This window comes from Amycolatopsis sp. NPDC033938, from assembly GCF_055575975.1.
The window spans coordinates 284,668-305,013 of record NZ_JBVIRO010000010.1 but is presented as its reverse complement, the minus strand read 5'-3'; the positions used below and the strand labels follow the sequence as shown (position 1 = coordinate 305,013).

Sequence of the window (20,346 nt, the reverse complement as noted above, 5' to 3'; positions counted from 1 at the left end):
GTGACTGGAGCAGCGCGGATGCTGCTACATGCTTCCTACAACGTGTTCCAGGTGAGGGGCGTATGGACTACGACGTGATCGTGGCGGGCAGTGGTGCCGCCGGGATGACCGCCGCACTGTCCGCAGCCCACCGGGGACTCAAGGTCCTGGTCGTGGAGAAGGCCGCCCACTTCGGCGGTTCGACGGCGCGCTCCGGTGGCGGCGTCTGGATCCCCGGCAACCACGCCCTGCGCGCGGCCGGGATCGACGAACCCCCGGAGCGGGCGCACGAGTACCTCCAGTCGATCGTCGGTGACGTCGTCCCGGCCGAACTGCGGTCGGCGTTCCTGGACCGCGGCCCCGAGGTCTTGTCCTTCGTCTGCGAGAAGACGCCGTTGCGCTTCCGCTGGGTCCGCGGCTACTCGGACTACCACCCCGAAGCCCCGGGAGGGCGTGCCGGTGGACGCTCGGTCGAACCGGCCGCCCTCGACGGCAATCTGCTCGGGCCGGAGCTGGCGAATCTGGAGCCGCCCTACAGCGCTCCCCCGCTCGGCGTCCCGATCACCCAGGCGGACTACCGGTGGCTGAGCCTGCTCGCCCGGCATCCGCGCGGGATCGTCCGTGTCCTCGGCCTCGGCGGCCGCTGGCTGGTCGGCCGGATCCGCCGTCAGCGGCTGCTTTCCATGGGGCAAGCGCTTGCGGCCGGGTTGCGCGAGGGGCTGCGGCGAGCGGATGTCCCCGTCTGGCTGAACACGCCACTGGTGGACCTCAAGATCGAAGGCGACCGCGTGATCGGCGTCGTGGTCCGCCGTCAGGGTGAAGAGGTCCTCATCCGCTCCCGGCTCGGCGTCGTCCTCGGCGCGGGCGGGTTCGAGCGCAACGAGGAGATGCGGGTCAAGTACCAGCGCGCGCCCATCGGCACCGAGTGGACCGTCGGCGCCGAAGCCAACACCGGAGACGCCATCGGCGCCGGGCTCAAACTCGGCGCCGCCACCGACCTGATGGACGACGCCTGGTGGGGCCCCTCCATCCCGCTGACCGGCGGCCCGTGGTTCGCGCTCGCCGAACGGTCGCGGCCGGGCTGTCTGATGGTCAACGCCCGAGGCGAGCGGTTCGTCAACGAATCGGCGCCCTACGTCGAGGCCGTCCACGCGATGTACGGCGAAGGCGACGGACCCGGCGAGAACATCCCGACCTGGCTGGTGTTCGACCAGCGCAACCGCAACCGGTACATGTTCACCGGCCTCGGCCCGCGCCAACCGCTGCCCGGCCGCTGGTTCAAAGCGGGCATCGCGGTCAAAGCGAGCACGATCGCGAAACTCGCCGAACGGATGGAGGTCCCGGCAGACGCGCTGGAAGCCACCATCCAGCGGTTCAACGGTTTCGCCCGCCAAGGCGAGGACGAGGACTTCCACCGCGGGCGGAGCGCGTACGACCACTACTACGGCGACCCGCGGAACAAACCCAATCCGAGCCTCGGCCCGCTCGACGTCGCGCCGTACTACGCGGTGAAGATCGTGCCCGGTGACCTGGGCACCAAGGGCGGGTTGAGGATCGACCGGCACGCGCGTGTCCTGCGCGAAGACGGCTCGGTGATCGACGGGCTTTACGCGGCGGGCAACACGAGCGCGGCGGTGATGGGCCGCACCTACGCCGGCCCCGGCGCGACGATCGGCCCGGCGATGGTGTTCGGCTACCTTGCGGCCGAGCATCTCGCGCTGCAAGATCAGACCAACTCGGGAGGCAGCCGATGACGACGGAATCCGTACGGCAGATCGACGCGGGCGCGCCCCCTTCGCGGTTCGCGCGCGGCTGGCACTGTCTCGGGCTGGCCGAACCGTTCCGGGACGGGAAACCGCACGCCATCACGGCTTTCGGCACGAAACTGGTGGTCTTCGCCGATTCGTCCGGCAAGCTGAACGTGCTCGACGGGTACTGCCGCCACATGGGCGGTGACCTCACCCAGGGTGAGGTCAAGGGCGACGAGATCGCCTGCCCGTTCCACGACTGGCGCTGGAGCGGCAACGGCAAATGCGCCTCGATCCCTTACGCCAAAAGGGTTCCGCTGCGGGCGCGGACGAAGTCGTGGCTGGTGCTGGAGGAGAACAAGCAGCTGTTCGTCTGGAACGACCCGGAGGGCAACCCGCCACCCGAGGACGTCGTCATCCCGCGGATCGAGGGCGTGTTCAACGGCGAGTGGAGCAACTGGACCTGGGACTCGGTCCTGATCGAGGGCTCCAACTGCCGCGAGATCATCGACAACATGGTCGACATGGCGCATTTCTTCTACATCCACTACGCCTTCCCGACCTATTTCAAGAACGTGTTCGAGGGGCATATCGCCACGCAGTACCTGAACACGAAGGGCCGTCCGGACAAGGGAATGGCGTCGAACTACGGCGGCGAGGAGAACCTGCTGCGGTCGGAGGCGTCCTATTTCGGGCCGTCGTACATGATCAACACCCTGCTCAACACCTACCAGGGTTTCGAGATCGAGAACGTGCTGATCAACTGTCACTACCCGGTCACCGAGAACTCGTTCGTGCTGCAGTGGGGCGTGATCGTGAAGAAGCTCCCCGGGATCTCGGACGAGCACGCGGACAAGATCGCCGGGAAGTTCGCCAAGGGCATCGGTGTCGGCTTCCTGCAGGACGTGGAGATCTGGCGCAACAAGACGCGGATCGACAACCCGTTGCTGTGCGAGGAGGACGGGCCGGTGTACCAGCTCCGCCGCTGGTACGACCAGTTCTATGTGGACGCCGCCGACGTCACCGAGGACATGACGCGGCGCTTCGAGTTCGAAGTGGACACCAGCCGCGCGAACGAGGTCTGGGCGGCGGAGGTGGCCGAGAACCTGGCACGGCAGCAGGCGGAAGAGGCCGGGGTGTGAAGCCCGAGACCGTCGAATTCCTCACCGCCGGGCTGCGCCCGCTGGCCTGCCGGACGTGCGGGACCTGCGTGCTGGTCAAGAAGAACAGCGTGCAGCACACCAGCATCCAGTGGACCACCGACGCGGCCGCGAGCTGCCCGGTGTTCGCGGAGCGGAAGGCGTCCGGGGCCCAGACGGCGTTGCTCGACACCTGCGCCAACCTCAGCGACAGCATCGACGCCGCGCTGAAGGACGGCCTGCTGGAGGTGCCCGAATGAGCGGTCCCGTCACCGTGACCGTGGCCGAGGTCATCACCGAAACCGCCGACGCGCGCTCGATCGTCTTCGACATCCCGGCCGAGCACGCCGCGGTTTTCGCCTACACCCCAGGGCAGTTCCTCACCGTCCGCGTGCCGAGCGAGCGGACCGGGTCGGTGGCCCGCTGCTATTCGCTCTCCAGCGCGCCGCACGAGAACCGCGTCCAGGTCACCGTCAAGCGCACCGCCGACGGCTACGGGTCGAACTGGCTCTGCGACAACCTCCGCGCGGGCCAGGAGGTCCAGGTCCTGCCGCCCGCCGGGGTGTTCAGCCCCGCCTCGCTCGACGAGGACTTCCTGTTGCTCGCGGGCGGCAGCGGGATCACGCCGGTGATGTCGATCCTGAAATCGGCGCTGGCGCACGGGACCGGCAAGGTGGTGCTGCTCTACGCGAATCGCGACGAGCGATCGGTGATCTTCGCACGGGAGCTGGCCGGCCTCGCGGCGAAGCACGAAGACAGGCTGATCGTGCTGCACTGGCTGGAAAGCCTGCAGGGCCTGCCGACCGAGGCCCACTTGCGCGCCTTGGTGCGGCCGTACACCGCGCACGAGGCGTTCATCTGTGGCCCGGCCCCGTTCATGGACGCCGCGCGCACCGTGCTCAAGGAGCTCGGCGTACCGCGCAAACGCGTCCACTTGGAACGGTTCCTTTCCCTCGGCGGGAATCCGTTCGAGGTGGCCGAACCCGTCGCCGTCGAAGAGGCCGAGACCCCGGCGGGACTCGAAGTCTCCTTGGACGGCGAGACCAGGAAGCTGGCGTGGCCACGCCGGACCAAGCTGCTGGACCTGTTGCTGGAAAAGGGGTTCGACGCGCCTTATTCCTGCCGCGAAGGCCAGTGCAGCGCGTGCGCCTGCCGGATCACCTCCGGCGAGGTGAAGATGCTGAACAACGAGGTCCTCGACGGCGACGACATCGCCGAAGGCATCGTGCTGGCCTGCCAGTCCCTGCCGCTGACCGATGAGGTCACCGTCACCTACGGGTAGGAGTTTTCCGTGCCCATCGATCCTTCGGTCGCGATCGGTGCCGATCTCGGCGAGGTGGGTTTCGCCTGGACCGCGTCGGACGTGCAGCTCTACCATCTGGCGCTGGGCGCGGGCTCGGATCCGCTGAGCCCGCGGGAACTGCGCTACACCTACGAGGACGGCCTCCAGGTCCTGCCGACGTTCGCCACCGTGGCGGCGAACCTGCGCGTGTTCGAACCGCCCGCGGTCTCGTTTCCCGGCGTCGAGGTCGATCTCGGGAAAGTGCTGCACGGCAAGCAGGAAGTGATCGCGCACCGGCCGATCCCCGCCTCCGGCAAGGCCGTGGCCCGGACCCGGATCGTCGACGTCTTCGACAAGGGCAAGGCGGCGGTGATCGTGAACGAGACGGTCGCCACCGATTCCGACGGGACTCCACTATGGACACTGCGGTCGAGCATCTTCGCCCGTGGCGAAGGGGGTTTCGGCGGTGAACGCGGACCGTCCGATCGCGTCGAACTCCCCTCGCGGGAACCGGACGCGGTGATCGACACCCCGACGTTGCCGCAGCAGGCCTTGCTCTACCGCCTCTGCGGGGACCGCAACCCCCTGCACGCCGATCCCGCGTTCGCCGCGGCGGCCGGATTCGACAAGCCGATTCTGCACGGCTTGTGCACCTACGGCGTCATCGCGAAGGCGGTCACCGACGAATTCCTCGACGGCGACGCCTCCCGCGTCGCGTCGTTCTCGGCCAAGTTCGCCGGCGTCGTCTTCCCCGGCGAACCGCTGCGGACCCGCGTCTGGCGCGAGCCCGCCGGGCTGATGATCATGACCACCGCCCCCGATCGGGACGACGCGCCCGTTCTTTCGGACACTTTGTTGACCACGACAGACTGAATCCTTGTCCCCGCTGGTCAGAACTCTGGCTAAACTCGGCCGGGTGCGCCCCTTGATCTCGGACCCGTATGCCGAACTCGGCCGGGACTACGCGCGATCGAGACGTCCTGATCCCCGGATCGCGGCCGCCGTGACCGCCGCTCTCGGCGACGCGCGCTCGGTGGTCAACGTCGGCGCCGGAGCCGGTTCCTACGAACCGGAAGGCCGCGACGTGCTCGCCGTCGAGCCGTCGCGGCGGATGATCGAACAGCGTCCGGCCACCGCGGCACCCGCCGTCCAGGCGTGCGCCGAGAACCTGCCCTTCCCGGACGGCGCCTTCGACGCCGCTCTCGCGGTGCTCACCGTGCACCACTGGACGGACGTGACCGCCGGGCTCGCCGAACTGCGGCGCGTGTCCCGCCGCCAGGTGATCCTGACCTGGGACCAAGCGGTGTTCGCCCGCTTCTGGCTGGTGCGTGACTATCTGCCGGAGATCGCCGAGCACGAGAGCCGGCTGGCCTGCCTCGACAGGATCGTCGAGGAGCTGACCACGGCGGGCGGGACGCCGTCGGTGACCCCGCTGCCGGTGCCCTCGGACTGCGTCGACGGCTTCCTCGGCGCGTATTGGCGCAGGCCGGAGGCCTACCTGTCGGAACGCGTGCGCGCGGGGATGTCCGGTGTCGCGCTGCTGGACCAGAACGTCGTCGCGGAGGCGGTCGGCCGGTTGCGCGCCGACCTCGCGGACGGGCACTGGCACCGGCATCACGTCGGCCTGCTGGGACGGACCGAGCTGGACCTCGGGTACCGGCTCGTCACCACGTGATCTTCAGTACACAGTGGACACCTCTCGCCGCGTGGACGGCGGTCGACCTCCGGTTCGGCTCGTGGTATTCATGGCTTTCGTGACGGCGGGGACGGGAGCGGCATGACGGCGGAATACTTCGTGGTCCGTGGCCAGGTGGAGAAGGGCGACCAGCGGGGGCGGGAACTGGGTTTCCCCACCGCCAACATCGCGCTGCGCGACCAGGACGGCCAGGTCGGCGACGGGGTGTGGGCGGGCTGGGCCGAACGCGCCGACGGCACCCGGATCGCGGCCGCGGTCTCGGTCGGCAGGCGGCCGACGTACTACGGCGCCGACGGCTACCGGCTCGTCGAGGCACATCTGCTGGACTTCACCGGGGATCTCTACGGCGAGGTGCTGACCGTCTGGCTGGGGAGCCATCTGCGGGAGCAGGAGGCATACCCGTCGTCGGAGGCGCTGATCGTCGCGCTGGAGAAGGACATCGCGAACACCGCCGAATGGGCCGCGGGCAACCCGGCCGACGGCCTGCCGGACCCGGGCGACGCCGGGGACGGGGTCGTGCGCCGCGTTGCCACCTGAACGCGATCAGCCCGCTAAACGCGAACTAGAGGACCAAGCTGCAGCGTCACGTTCGGTAACCTCTCGGCGGTGAACGGTCACGGATCGCCGCGCTCCGACGACCCGCCCCTGCCCGGCACGCGTTGCCACCTGAACGCGATTAGCCCGCTAAATGCGGTCAGACGGCCGCGCCGAGCAGCATGTAGCCCATCCCCAGCCCCATGATCACCCGGCACACCCACCGCGACACCTGTCCGGTGCCCGGGTCACCCCGCGCCGCCAGCATCCCGGCCCGCACCGCGTCCACCGCGAAATACGCCGCCACCCCGCCGAAAACCAGCGACAACCAGAGCGCCGGGGTGACGTCGGGGCCGGACATCACCAGCCACGGCCCGTGGGAGACCTCGCTGTGGGGCATGAACGTCACCATGACCAGCATCGCAGCGGCGGAGACGGCGTGGTGCCCGCAGGTGGCGTGCCCGGAGCGCCGGCCCTTCCACCACGAGACCGCGAACCATCCGGCGGTCAGCGCCAGCACCGCCTGCCAGCCCGCCGCCGGGATCGGGCCGCCCACCGGGGACAGCATCGCGACCATGGCGACGACGAGCAGCAGTTCGGCCAGATCCCCGTTGCGGACCGTCGCGCCCACCTGGCGGTAGTCCAGTCGGACGAGTCTCAGCACGCACGGCAGCACCAGCGCGGCGAACACCGCGGTCAGGGTCCAAGCGACGACTCCGGACATGGCACCTCCCGGCCGGTGTTCCCTTCACCGTGGCAGGTGCTGCTCTAGTACACCATCGGGCAATGAGGTGATCTCACCCCGCGGTCAGCACCAGTCCGCTCGTCGGTACGCCGGTTCCGGCGGTCACGAGGACGCGCTCGGCGCCCTCGACCTGATTGACGGCGCTGCCCCGTAGCTGCCGGACCCCTTCGGCGATGCCGTTCATCCCGTGGATGTAGGCCTCCCCGAGTTGCCCGCCGTGCGGGTTGAGCGGCAGCTTCCCGTCGAGTTCCAGGGTGCCGCCGCCGATGAAGTCCTTGGCCTCCCCCTTGCCGCAGAAGCCGAGTTCCTCCAGCTGCATCAGGACATAAGGGGTGAAGTGGTCGTACAGCACGGCGAGATCCATGTCGCCGGGCCCCAGCCCGGACTGTGCCCACAGCTGCCGCCCGACGACCCCCATCTCGGGCAGCGCCGGGAGGTCGTCGCGGTAGTAGCTGGTCATCACGTACTGGTCCGGACCACTCCCCTGCGCGGCCGCCGCGATCACGGCGGGCCGGTGCGGCAGGTCGCGCGCCCGTTCGGCGCTGGTGACCACCAGGGCGACACCGCCGTCGCTCTCCTGGCAGCAGTCGAGCAGATGCAACGGCTCCGCGACCCAACGGGACGCCTGATGGTCTTCGAGGGTGATCGGCTTGCCGTGGAACCAGGCTTTCGGGTTCGTCGCCGCACGGGCGCGGTCGACGACGGCCACCCGGCCGAAGTCCTCGCTGGTGGCGCCGTACTCGTGCATGTAGCGCCGGGCGAGCATGGCGACCGTCGCGGCGGGCGTCGCGATTCCCATCGGGTAATGGAACGCGTTGTCGACGCCGGAGGAGTTCACCTGCCCCGCCGCGGCCGAGGACACCTGGCCGAACCGCGTCCCCGACCGCTCGTTGAAGGCGCGGTACGCCACGACGACGTCCGCGACGCCGGTGGCCACGGCCATCGCGGCCTGTTGCACGGTCGCGGCCGCCGCTCCGCCGCCGTAATGGATCCGGCTGAAGAACTTCAGTTCGGGGATGCCGAGTTCCCGTGCCACGGCGATCTCGCTGTTGCCGTCCATGGTGAACGAGACCAGACCGTCCACTTCGGACGGCGCGAGGCCGGCGTCATCGAGTGCGGCCGAAACCGCTTCGGCCGCCAGGCGCAGTTCACTGCGGCCGGAATCCTTGGAGAACTCCGTCGCACCGATACCGGTGATCGCGGCTCGCCCGGACAGGGTCATCACTCGCCTCCCAGGGTGAGTTCCACGGTGCCGGCCACGTGCTCACCGAGACTGTCCACACCGGACACGGAGATCACCACGTCGTCGCCGTCCCGGCCGATGACCCGGCCGGTGAAGGTCAAGGTGTCGTAGGCGTAGCACGGCACGCCGAGCCGGATCTTGATCGACCGCACGAACGCCTCCGGCCCCGCCCAGTCGGTCACGAACCGCTGCACCAGACCGGTATCGGTGAGGATGTTGAGGAAGATGTCCTTCGAGCCACGCTGGACGGCTGCGTCCCGGTCGTGGTGGACGTCCTGAAAATCCCGGGTCGCCAGCGCGGTGCTCACCACGAAGGTCGGGGTGGCCTCGATCGTCAGCGGCGGCAGCTCGGTGCCGACCGGACAGTTCTTCATCGCGCGACCCTCCAGGCGGGCAAGGTCAGTTCCTCGTCGACCTTCACGAAGGCCGATTCCACCGGAAGTCCGATGTGGACGGTTTCGGGATCGGCGCCGAGCAGTTCACCCATCACCCGGACCCCCTCCTCGAGTTCGACGAGCGCGACCACGAACGGCAGCTCCTTGCCGGGCACCGGCGGATGGTGGTGCACGACGTAGCTGTAGACCGTCCCTCTGCCGCACGCGACGACGTAGTCCGGTTTGGCGTCGAGGTCTCGGTCCGGCGGCATCGGGCCGGGTGGATGCCGGAGGGTCTCGCCCCACCGCTGGATCCGCAGCTCCCCTTCACGCAGCCCGGCCCAGAAGAATTCGGTGTCCTTGCTGATCACCGGCCGCAGCACCGGTGCGGCCGCCGTGGCGGGCCCGGCGCCCGGCGGGCGGAACTTCAGTACCCGGAACATCATGTCCGCGACGGCCTCGTCGCCGACGTACCAGGTGGTCTTCGTCGTCACGAACCAGCCTTCGCCAAGGGCGGTGCGTTTCGGCCCGACGACGCTTTCCAGCTTCGAGGTCGCCGAGACGAGTTCGCCGTGCCGCAGGTAGCGGTGGTAGGTCTGTTCGGAGTTGGTCGCGACGACCGAGGTGAAGCCGGCTTCGTCGAGCACCTCCATCATCGCGCCGAGCGGATCGTCCGACGCCCTCGCGCCGTGGAGCCCGCCCATCGTCCACACCTGCGCCATCGCGGGCGGCGCGACAAGTCCCTTGTGGACACTCGCGGCCGCGAACTCCTCGTCGGTGTAGACGGGATTACGGTCGCCGATGGCCTCGACCCAGTTGTTCACCATCGCCTGGTTGACCGCGTCGCGGGCGGCCCTCGGCGAGGATTCCCCTTGCGCGGCGATCCGTTCGGCCGCTTCCTGGACGCTCATCGCGGCACCCTCGGCAGTCCGAGCCCGGCGGTGGCGATCAGCTCGCGCTGGATCTCGTTGACCCCGCCGCCGAAGGTCAGCACCAGATTGCGTTTGGCCACCACGTCCAGCCACAGCGCCAGTTCCGCGGTTTCGGCGTCGGCCTGATCGCCGTGTCGCGCCACGATCTCCTCCAGTCTCCTCGCCAGCCGCTGAATGCGTTCGGAACCGACGATCTTGGTGGCCGAAGCGTCGGCGACGGCCACCGGTCCGCTCGCCGACGACGCCGCGACCTGCCAGTTCAGCAGCTCGTTGACCCGCGCGGTCGCCAGCGTTTCCGCGAGCACGCGGCGCACGTCGGGCAAACGCAGCAACGGCGTGCCGTCCGGCGCCTTCCTGGACGCCGCCCAGTCGCGGACGCGGTCGCCCAAGCCGCCGATACGACCGGCCGGGCCGAGCATGACGCGTTCGTGGTTCAGCTGGGTGGTGATCAGCCGCCAGCCCTCGTTCTCCTTGCCCACCAGCATGTTCGCGGGCACCCGGACGTCCGAATAGTAGGTGGCGTTCACGTGGTGCGCGCCGTCGCAGGTGATGATCGGCGTCCACGAATACCCGGGATCGCGAGTGCTCGCGATGAGGATCGAGATTCCCTTGTGTTTCGGCGCGTCCGGCGCCGTCCGCACGGCGAGCCAGAGGTAGTCGGCGTCGTGCCCGCCGGTGGTGAAGATCTTCTGGCCGTTCACAACGTACTCGTCGCCCTCGCGCACGGCCGTCGTCCTCAGTGACGCGAGATCCGTTCCCGCGTCCGGTTCGGTGTACCCGATCGCGAAATGCACCTCGCCTGCCAGGATCTTGGGCAGGAACAAGGACTTCTGCTCCTCGGTGCCGAACGCCTGCAGCGTGGGACCGACGGTCTGCAACGTCACCGACGGCAGCTGGACGTCGGCGCGCGCGGCCTCGTCGACGAAGATGTGCTGCTCGATCTCGCCGAAACCCCGGCCACCGTACTGTTCCGGCCAGCCGACGCCGAGCCAGCCGTCGCGGCCCATCCGCCGCACGATCTCGCGGTACACCGGGCCATGCCGCTCGCGCAGCATCGCGCGCCGTTCGTCGGCACTCACCAGACCGGCGAAGTACTTCCGCAGCTCGGTGCGCAACTGGTGTTGCGCCGCGGTCAGTTCGATCAGCATCGTGTCACCCCGCCACCAGTTCGCCCAGCTCGGCCAGCCGATGCGAGGCGCCGCCGAGCGTCCGTCCGAGATCCTTGACCGCCGACGAGAACCGGTGCAGTGGATAGGTTTCGTCCACGCCGATCCCGCCGTGCAGGTGGTGGCAGACGGCCAGCGCCCCGGGCGCCTCCTCCGCCAGCCAGTACGCCGCGACGTCGAGTTCCGCTTCGGCGTCGAGTCCCTCCGCGAGCCGCCAGACCGCCGATCGCGCGGCGAGCTGAACGGTTCTCGAAGCCACGTAGACGTCCGCGATCTGCTGCGCCACCGCCTGGAACGCCGCCAGCGGCCTGCCGAACTGCTCGCGTTCGCCGATGTGCTTGGTGGTCAGCGCGAGCGCGCCGGCGAGCAGCCCGTCGCCGAAGGCCACCGTGCCCGCGAGGGCGAAGCGGTGCAGCGTCGCGATCGACTCGCCGGGTCCGTGCCCGTTGAGGAGGTCCGCGTCGGTGACGGTGACGGAATCCAGCCTCATCGTGTAATCCGGGGTGCCCGAAGAAGTTCTGGTCGGGGTCAGCGTCACGCCGTCCGCGTGCGGGTCGACCAGGAAGACACCGGTGCCGCCGGGCAGTGAGGCAGGGATCAGGATCCGGGTGGCCTCCGCCGCGAACGGCACGCCGATCTTGATCCCACTCAGCCGCCAGTCCCCGGCCGACTCCGCCGCGGTCGCGGGCCGGGTGGTGAACGGCGCGGAGGGTTCGTGCAGCGCGGCCGTGAGCACCGAATCGCCCGCGGCGACCGGCGGCAGCAGGGCCGCGCGCTGATCCGGTCCGCCCAGCGCCCCGACCGGCAGGACGCCGAAGGCCAGCGACGCCAGCGCGGGCACCGTGGAGGCGACGCGGCCGAGTTCGGTCAGGACCAAGGCGACTTCGGCGACGCCGAGGCCGTCACCGCCGAGTTCGGGGGGCAGCGCCAGTGCGAGCAGACCGGCGTCGGCGAGCGCGCGCCAGGTCTCGGCGGGTGCGCGCTCCTTGCCGAGCACGCGCGCGGTCAGCGCGGTGACCTCGGTCTGCGTCTCGTCGAACTGGAAGTCCACACTGGCTCCTCACCGGGCCGGACGGGCACAATACTGAAACCTGTTCTAGTCTTATCCGGAAGGCGGCCGGACGGCAACCCCCTCGAGAAACGGCGGCGGCGCATGGCAAGGACCCGGCTGAACAACGCGGGCTGGCACGCCACGCGCCGGCTGGTCACCGTGCCCGCGACCGCGGACGTGCCGCGACCGGAACCGGTTTCACTTCCCGGCCGCGGGCAGACGGTGGTGGTCGACGCCGGGCCGCGCGACGCGCCCGCGCTGATCCTGCTGCATTCGGTGGCCTGCACGGGTTTGCTGACCTGGTACCCGGTGCTCGCCCGGCTCGCCGAGCGCTATCGCGTCGTGGTGTTCGACCAGCGCTGGCACGGGCAGGGCATCCGGTCGCAGGAGTTCAGTCTCGAAGACTGCCGCGACGACGTGATCGCCGCGGCCGACGCGCTCGGGGTCGGCCGGTTCACCCTCGCCGGGTATTCGATGGGCGGCATGGTCGCGCAGCTCGTGGCGCACAGCTATCCCGAGCGGGTCGCCGCACTGGTGCTCTGTTCGACGGCGAGCAACTTCCGGCGCGGGCTTCGTCAGCGGGTCGCGCTCGACGTGTTCGGGCACACGATGCGGCGTTTACGCGAGGAGGCGCGCTTCGCGGACCGGCCGGCGAAGGCTTCCGGGCGGCGGCTCCGGGACCACCAGTGGGCGCTGGCCGAGTTCCGCGCGACCAGCCCGTGGGCGATCGCGGTCGCCGTCGACGCCATCGGACGGTTCGATTCGACGGCTTGGCTGCACCGGCTCCGGCTGCCGGTCTCGGTGGTGGTGACCGCGCGGGACCGGTTCATCGCGCCGTCACACCAGCGGTCACTGGCCGCGCGGATCCCCGGCGCGGCGACCTACGAGATCCCGGCCGGGCACGCGGCCTGCGTCCTGCGGGCGGCCGAGTTCGTCCCCGCGCTGCTGGCGGCGGTCACGTCTGCGCACGCGCGGCTTTGACCAGTTCCCCGAGGGCGTCGTGGAAATGGTCGGCGAGCGGCCACAGGTCGCCGGTGAGCTCACGGGCGCCGAGCAGGCCGACGTCGACCCGGCCCGCGTTGGACAGCACGGTCACGTTGAGCCCGGCGCCGTGGAACACCGGACCGAGCGGGTAGAGCCCGGTGATCCGGCAGCCCAGCAGATACAGCGGCATCGGCGGACCGGGCACGTTGGACACCACCAGGTTGTGCACCACCGGATGCCGTTCGGCGAGGCGCAGCGCCGAATACGCGCGCACCGCGAGCCCGAACATGGACGCCGCCGAGAACTGTGCCCAATCGCCGAGCATGTCGGCGTCGATGTCGTAGTGGTGATCCTTCGACAGCCGGTTCGACTCCGCGAGCATGAACACCCGCGCGGCGGGATCCTCCAGATGGGTGGGCAGCGACGCGAAGAACGCCGACACCTTGTTGCTGCCGTGGTCGCGTTCGGTCCGTCCGTGCACCGACACCGGCACGGTCGCCACCAGCGGATCTTCCGGCAGTTCACCCCGTTCCCGCAGGAACTGCCGCAGGGCACCGGAAACGACGGCGAGGGCGACATCGTTCACGGTCACCCCGAAGGCGTTCTTCACCTGCTTGACCTCGTCGAGGTCGAGTGAGGCGTAGGCGACACTGCGATGGGCGGTGATCGTCCCGTTCAGCGAGGTGCGCGGCGCCGTGAACGGCACCGGCATTCCCTTGCCCTGCAACGCCTTCCCGATCCACTTCGGCGCGAGCCCGAGCAGGTCCGGCAGCAGTTTCGCCAGCTCCACGGGACCTTTCACGAACGACGTCAGCCCCGCGCCGAGCAACGCCCGCCTGCCCGGTACCCCCGCGTTGCGGCGTTCGTCCCGCGCGACCTCAGGCGGCGGGGCGTCCGGGGTGAGACCGGCGAGAGCGGTGATCAGGCTCGCGCCGCCGACGCCGTCCACACTGGCGTGATGCATCTTGAGCAGGACGGCGATCTCGCCACCTGCCAGGCCTTCGATGACGTGCAACTGCCACAGCGGCTGCGCGCGGTCCAGCCGCTGTCCCGCGATGTGGGCGCAGAGTTCGGCCAGTTCCCGCCGGTCCCCCGGCGCGGGTACGCCGATCCGGTGAACGTGGGCTTCGAGGTCGAAATCCTCGTCCTCGACCCAGACGGGATGGGTCAGATTCCAGAGTGGATTGTGCAGCTTGCGCCGGAATGCCGGGATCAGCGCCACCCGTTCGGCCAGTTTCTCCTTGAAGCGCTCGAAATCGTAGCCACCGGGCATGGTCGAACCGTCCAGGACGAGCAGTCCGCACACATGCAGGACCTGGGTCGGTGTCTCCAGGTAGAGGAAACTCGCGTCCAGACCACTCAATCTCTGCATAAGAATCACCCTAGGCGAACTCTGCAACCGGTTCTACCGCGTCACCCGGCGGTAGCATCGGTGCTCATGCAGTCGAGTTTCGTCCTCCGCCAGGCACTCCAGCTCGCGCTCACCGCGAACGCGCTCAAGCCGCCACGCGCCGCCAGGACGGCGATCCCGGCGTTCTTCGCGGGCTGGCTCACCGGGGAGCTCGCCCCGCATCTGCTCGCGCTCACCGCGGCCGACGCGGCGGCACACGTCGCACGGCACCGGAGCGGTTCCAGCAAGACGGGCCTCGCGCTCGCGGCGGCGTCGGCGGCCGGGCTCGGCGCGCTGATCGTCCAGTCCCAGCGGGCCCGCGACGAGATCGAGACCGCGCTCACTGAAGGCATCGGCACGGCGTACCTCGACGAGCTGGAGCACCCGCCGGACCCGAAGGACCTCGCGACGCCGTGGGGGCAGCTGGCCATGCCGTTCCGCATGCGCGACCCGCAGGTGCGCCGTCAACGCAACATCGCGTACGCCCCGGGTGGGAAGCGGTTCCTGCTCGACGTCTACGCCCCGCGCGAACCGGTCACCGGCGCGCCGATCCTGCTGCAGGTGCACGGCGGCGCGTGGGTGATCGGCAACAAGGACCAGCAGGGCCTGCCGCTGATGCTGCATATGGCCAAACGCGGCTGGATCTGCGTCGCGATCAACTACCCGCTGTCGCCCGCCGCCCGCTGGCCGGCGCATATCGTCGCGGCCAAACGGGCGCTGGCCTGGATCCGGGACAACGCCGAGTCCTACGGCGGCGACCCGTCGTTCGTCGCCGTGACCGGGGGCTCGGCCGGCGGGCATCTCGCGGCGCTGATGGCGCTGACCGCGAACGATCCGGCGCTGCAGCCCGGTTTCACCGAGGCCGACACGAGCATCCAAGCGTGCGTCCCGCACTACGGCGTGTACGACTTCGCCGCGACCAGCGGGCGGCGGTCCAGCCAGACGCGGCTGAAGACGCTGATCGCGCGGCACGTCTTCGAGGCGGACAGGGATCCGGTGAACTTCCTCGACGACTACATCGCCGCCTCGCCGCTGGACCGGATCACCGAAGACGCGCCGCCGTTCTTCGTCATCCACGGCGTCCACGACTCACTCGTACCGGTGGGCGAGGCCCGCGAATTCGTGCGGCGGCTGCGCGAGAAGTCCCACCGCGAAGTCGCCTACGCGGAGATCTCCGGCGCGCAGCACGCTTTCGACGTCTTCCCCTCGATCCGCAGTGCGCATGTGGTCCGCGGGGTGGAGCGGTTCCTGGAGTGGAGTTACCGCACCTGGCGACGCCGGTCCAGCGCCTCGTGAATGGTCAGGGCGGGTATTTGAGGGGTAAGGCAAGCGTGTCGTGTTTCGGGCGAGCCGGCAGGCTGGGTGACGCGACACCGCACTCGCGTGCTCCGCACCACCGAGTGCGGCAGCCAGGCACGCGAGTCACGCCCTACCGAAGTACATGAAGGTCCCCTTCCTTGCGCTAGGCGCCAGGATCCCGGCAAAGTCGAGGTTGATCAAGGGCGAGCCGAGGTAGGGCAGGCCTGATTCTGGACGCCGCGGGGCTACAGGTGCGGTTTCGGAGGAATGGCGTGAGTGGCGATTCTGGGTGAGGGCCACTGGTGTCTTAGGTACCTACCATCGGGCGACACGCGTGATCCGACGGAGAGCACGCGTGAGTGAACGGAGAACACCCGACGAAACCTGCCGCTCCCGCGTGTCATCCATCCAGTCACACGTGTCCTCCGTCTGATCACACGCGCCATCCATCCAGCCACGCGAAACCACCCACTCGGCCCGAGTCGTGAGTGGCGATTCGGGCTAGAACACGAAACGCCACTCACGACCCCCTCGCGAAACCGTGCAAGATGCCCAAATCGGGCATCTTTGTCTCGGAAAGTGTCCCTTATGGACAGTCCGGACCCGGGTGAGACCCCTTGCGTGGCCCGCTCCCGCCGTGTCCACCACGACGCGTTCGTCTTGTCCCGCTCCAGAGGTGCAGCCGACCAGCACTTATGCGACTCTGCCGGACCCCTGGCGCCAGGCGCAAGGAAGGGGACCTTCATGTACTTCACGACCGGCCGCACGCCACGACACGTTTGACTTACCCCTCAATAGAACCGTCATTACCACTCACCAGGCTCGACGTCAGGGCGGGTAGATGAGGTCCATCGGCCGCGTGGACGCGGGACCGTCGACCCGCCAGCCCTCGCCGTCGCGGACGAAGCGGTACCAGCGCTCGTCACGGCCGTAGCGCAGCTGCAGGTCGCCTTGGGTGATCCGGTTCCGCCAGGTCTTCGGCTCCCCCGGGAGCCCCGATTCGGCTAGATCCGCCCTCGCCTGCGAGAGCGGCGCCTGCCCCGGCCGCCAGACCTCCCGGACCACCGCCATCCCGCCCCGGCCCGCCTCACTCCAGGCCTGTGTCCAGGCGGCCAGATCCCGCACCGGGACCCCCGCGGCCTCCGCGAGTTCGGCGATCGTGTCCGGGTTCCTGGCGGCCCGGCGGGCCAAGTCCTCCTCGAACGACAGTTCCGCTCCGCTTTCGGGCCCCATGACCAGCAGTTCCCAGGCCCTCGCGGCGGCGTCGGCCGCGAGTTCCGCGAACGTGTCGCTGCTCCAGCCCGTGCGATGCGGCGGGTCGACGTCGAGGACCGCGGGCGGCCCGACCGTGCCGGGAACGGCCAGCCGGGGCGGTAGCGCGGCGATCCGCCGGGTGTAGGCGCGTTTCGGGTCGACACCGGGTGCGGCGGGGGCGCGCACCCGCTTGCCCGGCGCGCTCGCGGGTGCCCGGCGGGCGCGCAGTTCCGCGAGCACGGCCTCACGCGAACGGCCGCGCAGCAGGAACAGCACGAACGGATCGGCGTCGACCTCGTCTGCGACCAGGTAGTACACCGCCGCGACATGTTTGCACGGATTCGCGCTGTCGGGACAGGAGCACTTCGGGCGCAGGTCACCCGGCCCTGGCAGGAGGTCCGCGCCGGTGGCCCGCGCGTCTTCGGCCAGCTCGCCGGGCAATTCGCCGTCGAGGAGGGCGGCGACGTGCCCGAGCCGCGCACCGACCATGCCGAGCAGGTTCTCCCACTGTTCCTCGGTGAACGCCCGCATGTGGATGGTCACCCGGTACGGCGAGGCACGGCTGCCCTGCACCGAAGCCGTCACCTCACCGGTGCCGACGACCAGTTTGCTGACCGTCCCTTTGCGCGCGTACGTGCGCCCGCGCGGCAGCCGGTTCGGGTCGAGTTTGGCGCGCTCCTCCAGCGCCTCGACCCACGCCTTGCCCCACCACGTGTTGCCGAAGGTGCGCCGCTTCCGGCCGGTCGCGCTGGGCATCAGGTCTCCCCGAGCCGGACGAGGTCGGCGAGTTCGTCGTCGGACAGTTCGGTGATCCAGTTCTCGCCCGCCCCGATGACCGCGTCGGCCAGCCCGCGTTTGGTCTCCAGGACCGTGGCGATGCGTTCTTCAAGGGTGCCTTCGGCGATCAGCCGGTGCACCTGGACCGGCCTGTCCTGCCCGATCCGGTACGCGCGGTCGGTCGCCTGGTCCTCGACCGCCGGGTTCCACCAGCGGTCGAAGTGGATCACGTGGGTGGCCCTGGTCAGGTTGAGCCCGACCCCGCCCGCCTTGAGCGACAGCAGGAACACCGGCACCTCACCCGCCTGGAACCGGGCGACCATCTCTTCGCGGGCCTTGGGCGTACTCGACCCGGACAGCAGCATCGTCGGCAGCCCGCGTTCGGCGAGGCGTTTCTCCAGCAGGCGGCACAGCTGGACGTACTGGCTGAACACGAGCACGCTGTCGCCCTCGTCGAGGATGACGTCGAGCAGCTCCTCGAAGGCGGCGAGCTTCCCGGAGCGGCCGTGCAGCACCCCGGGTTCCTTGAGGTACTGCGCCGGATGGTTGCAGATCTGCTTGAGCTCGGTGAGCAGCTTGAGCACCTGCCCGCGCCGGGCCACCCCGTCCAGCTCGCGGATCATCGCGAGGTTCTCCCGTACCACCGCCTCGTACAGCGTCGTCTGCTCGGCGGTGAGCGGGACGAACCGGTCGGTCTCGGTCTTGCGGGGCAGTTCGGGGGCGATGTCCGGGTCGGTCTTCTTGCGGCGCAACAGGAACGGCCGGACGGTCGTGGCGAGCCGTTCGGTCGCCACGGGGTCACGGTCACGCTCGATCGGCCGGGCCACCTTGCGGCGGAACCCGTCGAGCGAGCCGAGCAGACCAGGCGTCGTCCAGTCCACAATGGACCACAGTTCGGTCAGCCGGTTCTCCATCGGCGTCCCGGTCAGCGCGACCTTCGCCGCCGCCGGGATCTTCCGCAGTTCCTTGGCCGTGACCGAAAGCGGGTTCTTCACGTGCTGCGCCTCGTCGGCGGCGATCATTCCCCAGTCCACTTCGGACAGTGTCTCGCGATCCCGGCGGAGGACGCCGTACGTGGCGAGCACGACCTCGTCCGGCGCGACCTCGTCGAGATGCCGTCCACCGCCGTGGAACCGGCGTACCGGGATGTCCGGGGCGAACCGGGCGAACTCACGCTCCCAGTTGCCCAGCAGGGACGTCGGGCACAGGACGAGGGTGGGGCCCTCCTTGAGCGGCCGTCGGTGCAGGTGCAGGGAGATGAGCTGGATCGTCTTGCCGAGCCCCATGTCGTCGGCGAGGCAGGCGCCGAGGCCGAGCCCGGTCATCGTCGCCAGCCACGCCAGGCCGGCCTTTTGGTACGGCCGCAGGGTGGCCCGCAGTTCCGCGGGCTGCTCGATCGGTTCCGCGGCCGAGTCACGGATCCGCTGGAGCAGTCCCGTCAGCGCCGACGGCGCGGTGAACTCGACCTTCTCGCCGTCCAGTTCCAGTTCGCCGGTGAGCGCCGCGGCCAGCGCCTCGGCACCGGACAGCTTCTTCGCGCGATGAGCCCGCACCTTCGCGAGCAAGCGCGCGTCGACCTTGACCCACTTGCCCCGCAACCGCACCAGCGGCCGTTTCGCCTCGGCGAGCGCGGTGACCTCGGCGTCGGTGAGTTCCTCGTCCCCCAGGCTCAGCCGCCAGCGGAACTGCAACAGGCTTTTGAGCGTGAACTCGGGCCCGGTGACACTGCCGGGCGCCTGCGTCGCGCTCGCCTTGGCCTTGAGCTCGCCCGCGAACAGATCCTTCGGCCACTGCACCTCGATGCCGGCGCCGCCCAACGCCACGTCGCCGTGGGTGAGCAGGTCGACGACCTCGTCGTAATCCAACGCCAGTTCGGTCGGCGCGGCCGAGCGCAGCATGCGGCCCAGCGGCGCCCATGCCCTGGCGCCGCGACGCAGTCCGAGCAGCAACTGCGTCTCGACCTGCTCGCCCATCCGCTCCAGTACCGCCTCGGGCGCGTCCCACAGCGTCGCCGCCTCGACGATCAGGCTCGGATCGGCGGCGCTCCGCACGGCGAGGACGGCGGCGAACGTGGGTTCCTCTTCGGGGCTCTCGGCTTCCTGTACCTCCATGCGCAGGACGAGATGCGCGCCCCGCGCCTGCCGGGCGCTCAGTTCCGCGAGCCAGGCGGCACCGTCCGGCCCCACCAGCGTCGGCTCGGGCGCCGCGAAGGCCGGGCCGCCCGCCGCGACACTCGCCGCCGGCGTGCGCGCCAGCACGTCCGCCGTCGCGTCCCAGAACGCGCGGATCAACGACTCCGGCGAGTGCAGCCGGATCCGTTTCAGCCCGGACAACGGCAACGCGTGGGCCTCGGGCGGCAGCGCGGCGGCGAGCCCGCGCAGCATCTCCTCGTCGGCGACGTCGAACGGTCCGACCCGCCACGAATCCACCCCGCCGGGTGAGGCCGCGGGCAGCAGCCTTCCCCTGGCGATGAGGTTCACCCCGGCTTCGGCGACGGCCGCCCACGCGGCGATGGCCGGGCTCAGTTCGCCTTCCGCGGTCAGCAGCCGGGGAATCGCGCGCGACAACGGCACGAGTGCCGCGTCGACCTTCGTGCGCCGGAACACCTTTCCCACCGGCAGCACGAGTTCGATCGCGGTGTCACCCGCTACGCCGTCTCCCCAGAGCGCCAGCACGCCCTCCCGCGGGGGATCCGAGGGGACGAAGGTGGCCTGGGTTCCTGTGCCGAACTCCACGACCCGCACGTTAGAGCA

18 protein-coding genes are annotated in these 20,346 nt (G+C 69.8%); 9 read left to right on the top strand and 9 right to left on the bottom strand.

Annotated features, from left to right (window positions below; all coding sequences use genetic code 11):
- Positions 1 to 62 precede the first annotated feature (62 nt).
- From kstD to ACZ5ZX_RS25245, 7 genes are all read left to right on the top strand, one after another.
- Entirely contained in the window at positions 63 to 1,733 is a 1,671-nt protein-coding gene (gene kstD, locus ACZ5ZX_RS25275) for a 3-oxosteroid 1-dehydrogenase (RefSeq protein ID WP_465504440.1), read from the top strand.
- Positions 1,730 to 2,869 (top strand): Rieske 2Fe-2S domain-containing protein, encoded by a 1,140-nt coding sequence (locus ACZ5ZX_RS25270; protein ID WP_465327995.1) that lies wholly within the window; start codon positions 1,730 to 1,732, stop codon positions 2,867 to 2,869. Before kstD ends, ACZ5ZX_RS25270 begins: the two co-directional genes overlap by 4 nt.
- Entirely contained in the window at positions 2,866 to 3,126 is a 261-nt protein-coding gene (locus ACZ5ZX_RS25265) for a hypothetical protein (protein ID WP_037304005.1), read from the top strand. Before ACZ5ZX_RS25270 ends, ACZ5ZX_RS25265 begins: the two co-directional genes overlap by 4 nt.
- Positions 3,123 to 4,148, top strand: coding sequence for a 2Fe-2S iron-sulfur cluster-binding protein (locus ACZ5ZX_RS25260; protein WP_465504439.1), 1,026 nt, complete (start codon positions 3,123 to 3,125; stop codon positions 4,146 to 4,148). The genes ACZ5ZX_RS25265 and ACZ5ZX_RS25260 overlap by 4 nt, the downstream gene beginning before the upstream one ends.
- A gap of 9 nt (positions 4,149 to 4,157) precedes the next feature.
- Entirely contained in the window at positions 4,158 to 5,021 is an 864-nt protein-coding gene (locus tag ACZ5ZX_RS25255) for a MaoC/PaaZ C-terminal domain-containing protein (protein WP_465504438.1), read from the top strand.
- A gap of 52 nt (positions 5,022 to 5,073) precedes the next feature.
- Positions 5,074 to 5,823 (top strand): class I SAM-dependent methyltransferase, encoded by a 750-nt coding sequence (locus tag ACZ5ZX_RS25250; protein ID WP_465504462.1) that lies wholly within the window; start codon positions 5,074 to 5,076, stop codon positions 5,821 to 5,823.
- Positions 5,824 to 5,925: 102 nt separating this feature from the next.
- A complete protein-coding gene (locus ACZ5ZX_RS25245; RefSeq protein WP_465504437.1) occupies positions 5,926 to 6,381 on the top strand; it encodes a riboflavin kinase in 456 nt (151 codons plus the stop codon).
- A 157-nt stretch (positions 6,382 to 6,538) separates the two neighbouring features.
- Here the strand turns inward: ACZ5ZX_RS25245 and ACZ5ZX_RS25240 are convergent, their stop codons facing one another.
- From ACZ5ZX_RS25240 to ACZ5ZX_RS25215, 6 genes are all read right to left on the bottom strand, one after another.
- On the bottom strand, positions 6,539 to 7,102 hold the full coding sequence (locus ACZ5ZX_RS25240) for a DUF5134 domain-containing protein (protein ID WP_465504436.1): 564 nt from the start codon (positions 7,100 to 7,102) through the stop codon (positions 6,539 to 6,541).
- Between the two features lie 73 nt (positions 7,103 to 7,175).
- Positions 7,176 to 8,345: a lipid-transfer protein gene (locus ACZ5ZX_RS25235; protein ID WP_465504435.1), complete on the bottom strand. Its 1,170-nt coding sequence runs from the start codon at positions 8,343 to 8,345 to the stop codon at positions 7,176 to 7,178.
- Positions 8,345 to 8,740 (bottom strand): MaoC family dehydratase, encoded by a 396-nt coding sequence (locus tag ACZ5ZX_RS25230; protein ID WP_465504434.1) that lies wholly within the window; start codon positions 8,738 to 8,740, stop codon positions 8,345 to 8,347. Before ACZ5ZX_RS25230 ends, ACZ5ZX_RS25235 begins: the two co-directional genes overlap by 1 nt.
- Positions 8,737 to 9,651 carry a bifunctional MaoC family dehydratase N-terminal/OB-fold nucleic acid binding domain-containing protein gene (locus ACZ5ZX_RS25225; protein WP_465504433.1) on the bottom strand — a complete coding sequence of 305 codons (915 nt, stop codon included), beginning with the start codon at positions 9,649 to 9,651 and terminating at the stop codon, positions 8,737 to 8,739. Before ACZ5ZX_RS25225 ends, ACZ5ZX_RS25230 begins: the two co-directional genes overlap by 4 nt.
- A complete protein-coding gene (locus ACZ5ZX_RS25220; RefSeq protein ID WP_465504432.1) occupies positions 9,648 to 10,820 on the bottom strand; it encodes an acyl-CoA dehydrogenase family protein in 1,173 nt (390 codons plus the stop codon). The genes ACZ5ZX_RS25225 and ACZ5ZX_RS25220 overlap by 4 nt, the downstream gene beginning before the upstream one ends.
- A 4-nt stretch (positions 10,821 to 10,824) precedes the next feature.
- Positions 10,825 to 11,889, bottom strand: coding sequence for an acyl-CoA dehydrogenase family protein (locus tag ACZ5ZX_RS25215; protein ID WP_465504431.1), 1,065 nt, complete (start codon positions 11,887 to 11,889; stop codon positions 10,825 to 10,827).
- Between the two features lie 102 nt (positions 11,890 to 11,991).
- Here ACZ5ZX_RS25215 and ACZ5ZX_RS25210 point away from each other — a divergent pair, with 102 nt between their 5' ends.
- Positions 11,992 to 12,870 carry an alpha/beta fold hydrolase gene (locus ACZ5ZX_RS25210; protein WP_465504430.1) on the top strand — a complete coding sequence of 293 codons (879 nt, stop codon included), beginning with the start codon at positions 11,992 to 11,994 and terminating at the stop codon, positions 12,868 to 12,870.
- On the opposite strand, the gene ACZ5ZX_RS25205 is transcribed toward ACZ5ZX_RS25210, so the two are convergent.
- Positions 12,845 to 14,245 (bottom strand): WS/DGAT/MGAT family O-acyltransferase, encoded by a 1,401-nt coding sequence (locus ACZ5ZX_RS25205; RefSeq protein WP_465504429.1) that lies wholly within the window; start codon positions 14,243 to 14,245, stop codon positions 12,845 to 12,847. The two genes, ACZ5ZX_RS25210 and ACZ5ZX_RS25205, sit on opposite strands and share 26 nt — an antisense overlap.
- Before the next feature lie 66 nt (positions 14,246 to 14,311).
- Here ACZ5ZX_RS25205 and ACZ5ZX_RS25200 point away from each other — a divergent pair, with 66 nt between their 5' ends.
- Positions 14,312 to 15,559 carry an alpha/beta hydrolase fold domain-containing protein gene (locus ACZ5ZX_RS25200; RefSeq protein ID WP_465504428.1) on the top strand — a complete coding sequence of 416 codons (1,248 nt, stop codon included), beginning with the start codon at positions 14,312 to 14,314 and terminating at the stop codon, positions 15,557 to 15,559.
- An 831-nt stretch (positions 15,560 to 16,390) separates the two neighbouring features.
- Here the strand turns inward: ACZ5ZX_RS25200 and ACZ5ZX_RS25195 are convergent.
- Positions 16,391 to 17,572 (bottom strand): SWIM zinc finger family protein, encoded by a 1,182-nt coding sequence (locus ACZ5ZX_RS25195; protein WP_465504427.1) that lies wholly within the window; start codon positions 17,570 to 17,572, stop codon positions 16,391 to 16,393.
- Positions 17,572 to 20,337 (bottom strand): DEAD/DEAH box helicase, encoded by a 2,766-nt coding sequence (locus ACZ5ZX_RS25190; protein WP_465504426.1) that lies wholly within the window; start codon positions 20,335 to 20,337, stop codon positions 17,572 to 17,574. Before ACZ5ZX_RS25190 ends, ACZ5ZX_RS25195 begins: the two co-directional genes overlap by 1 nt.
- Positions 20,338 to 20,346 lie beyond the last annotated feature (9 nt).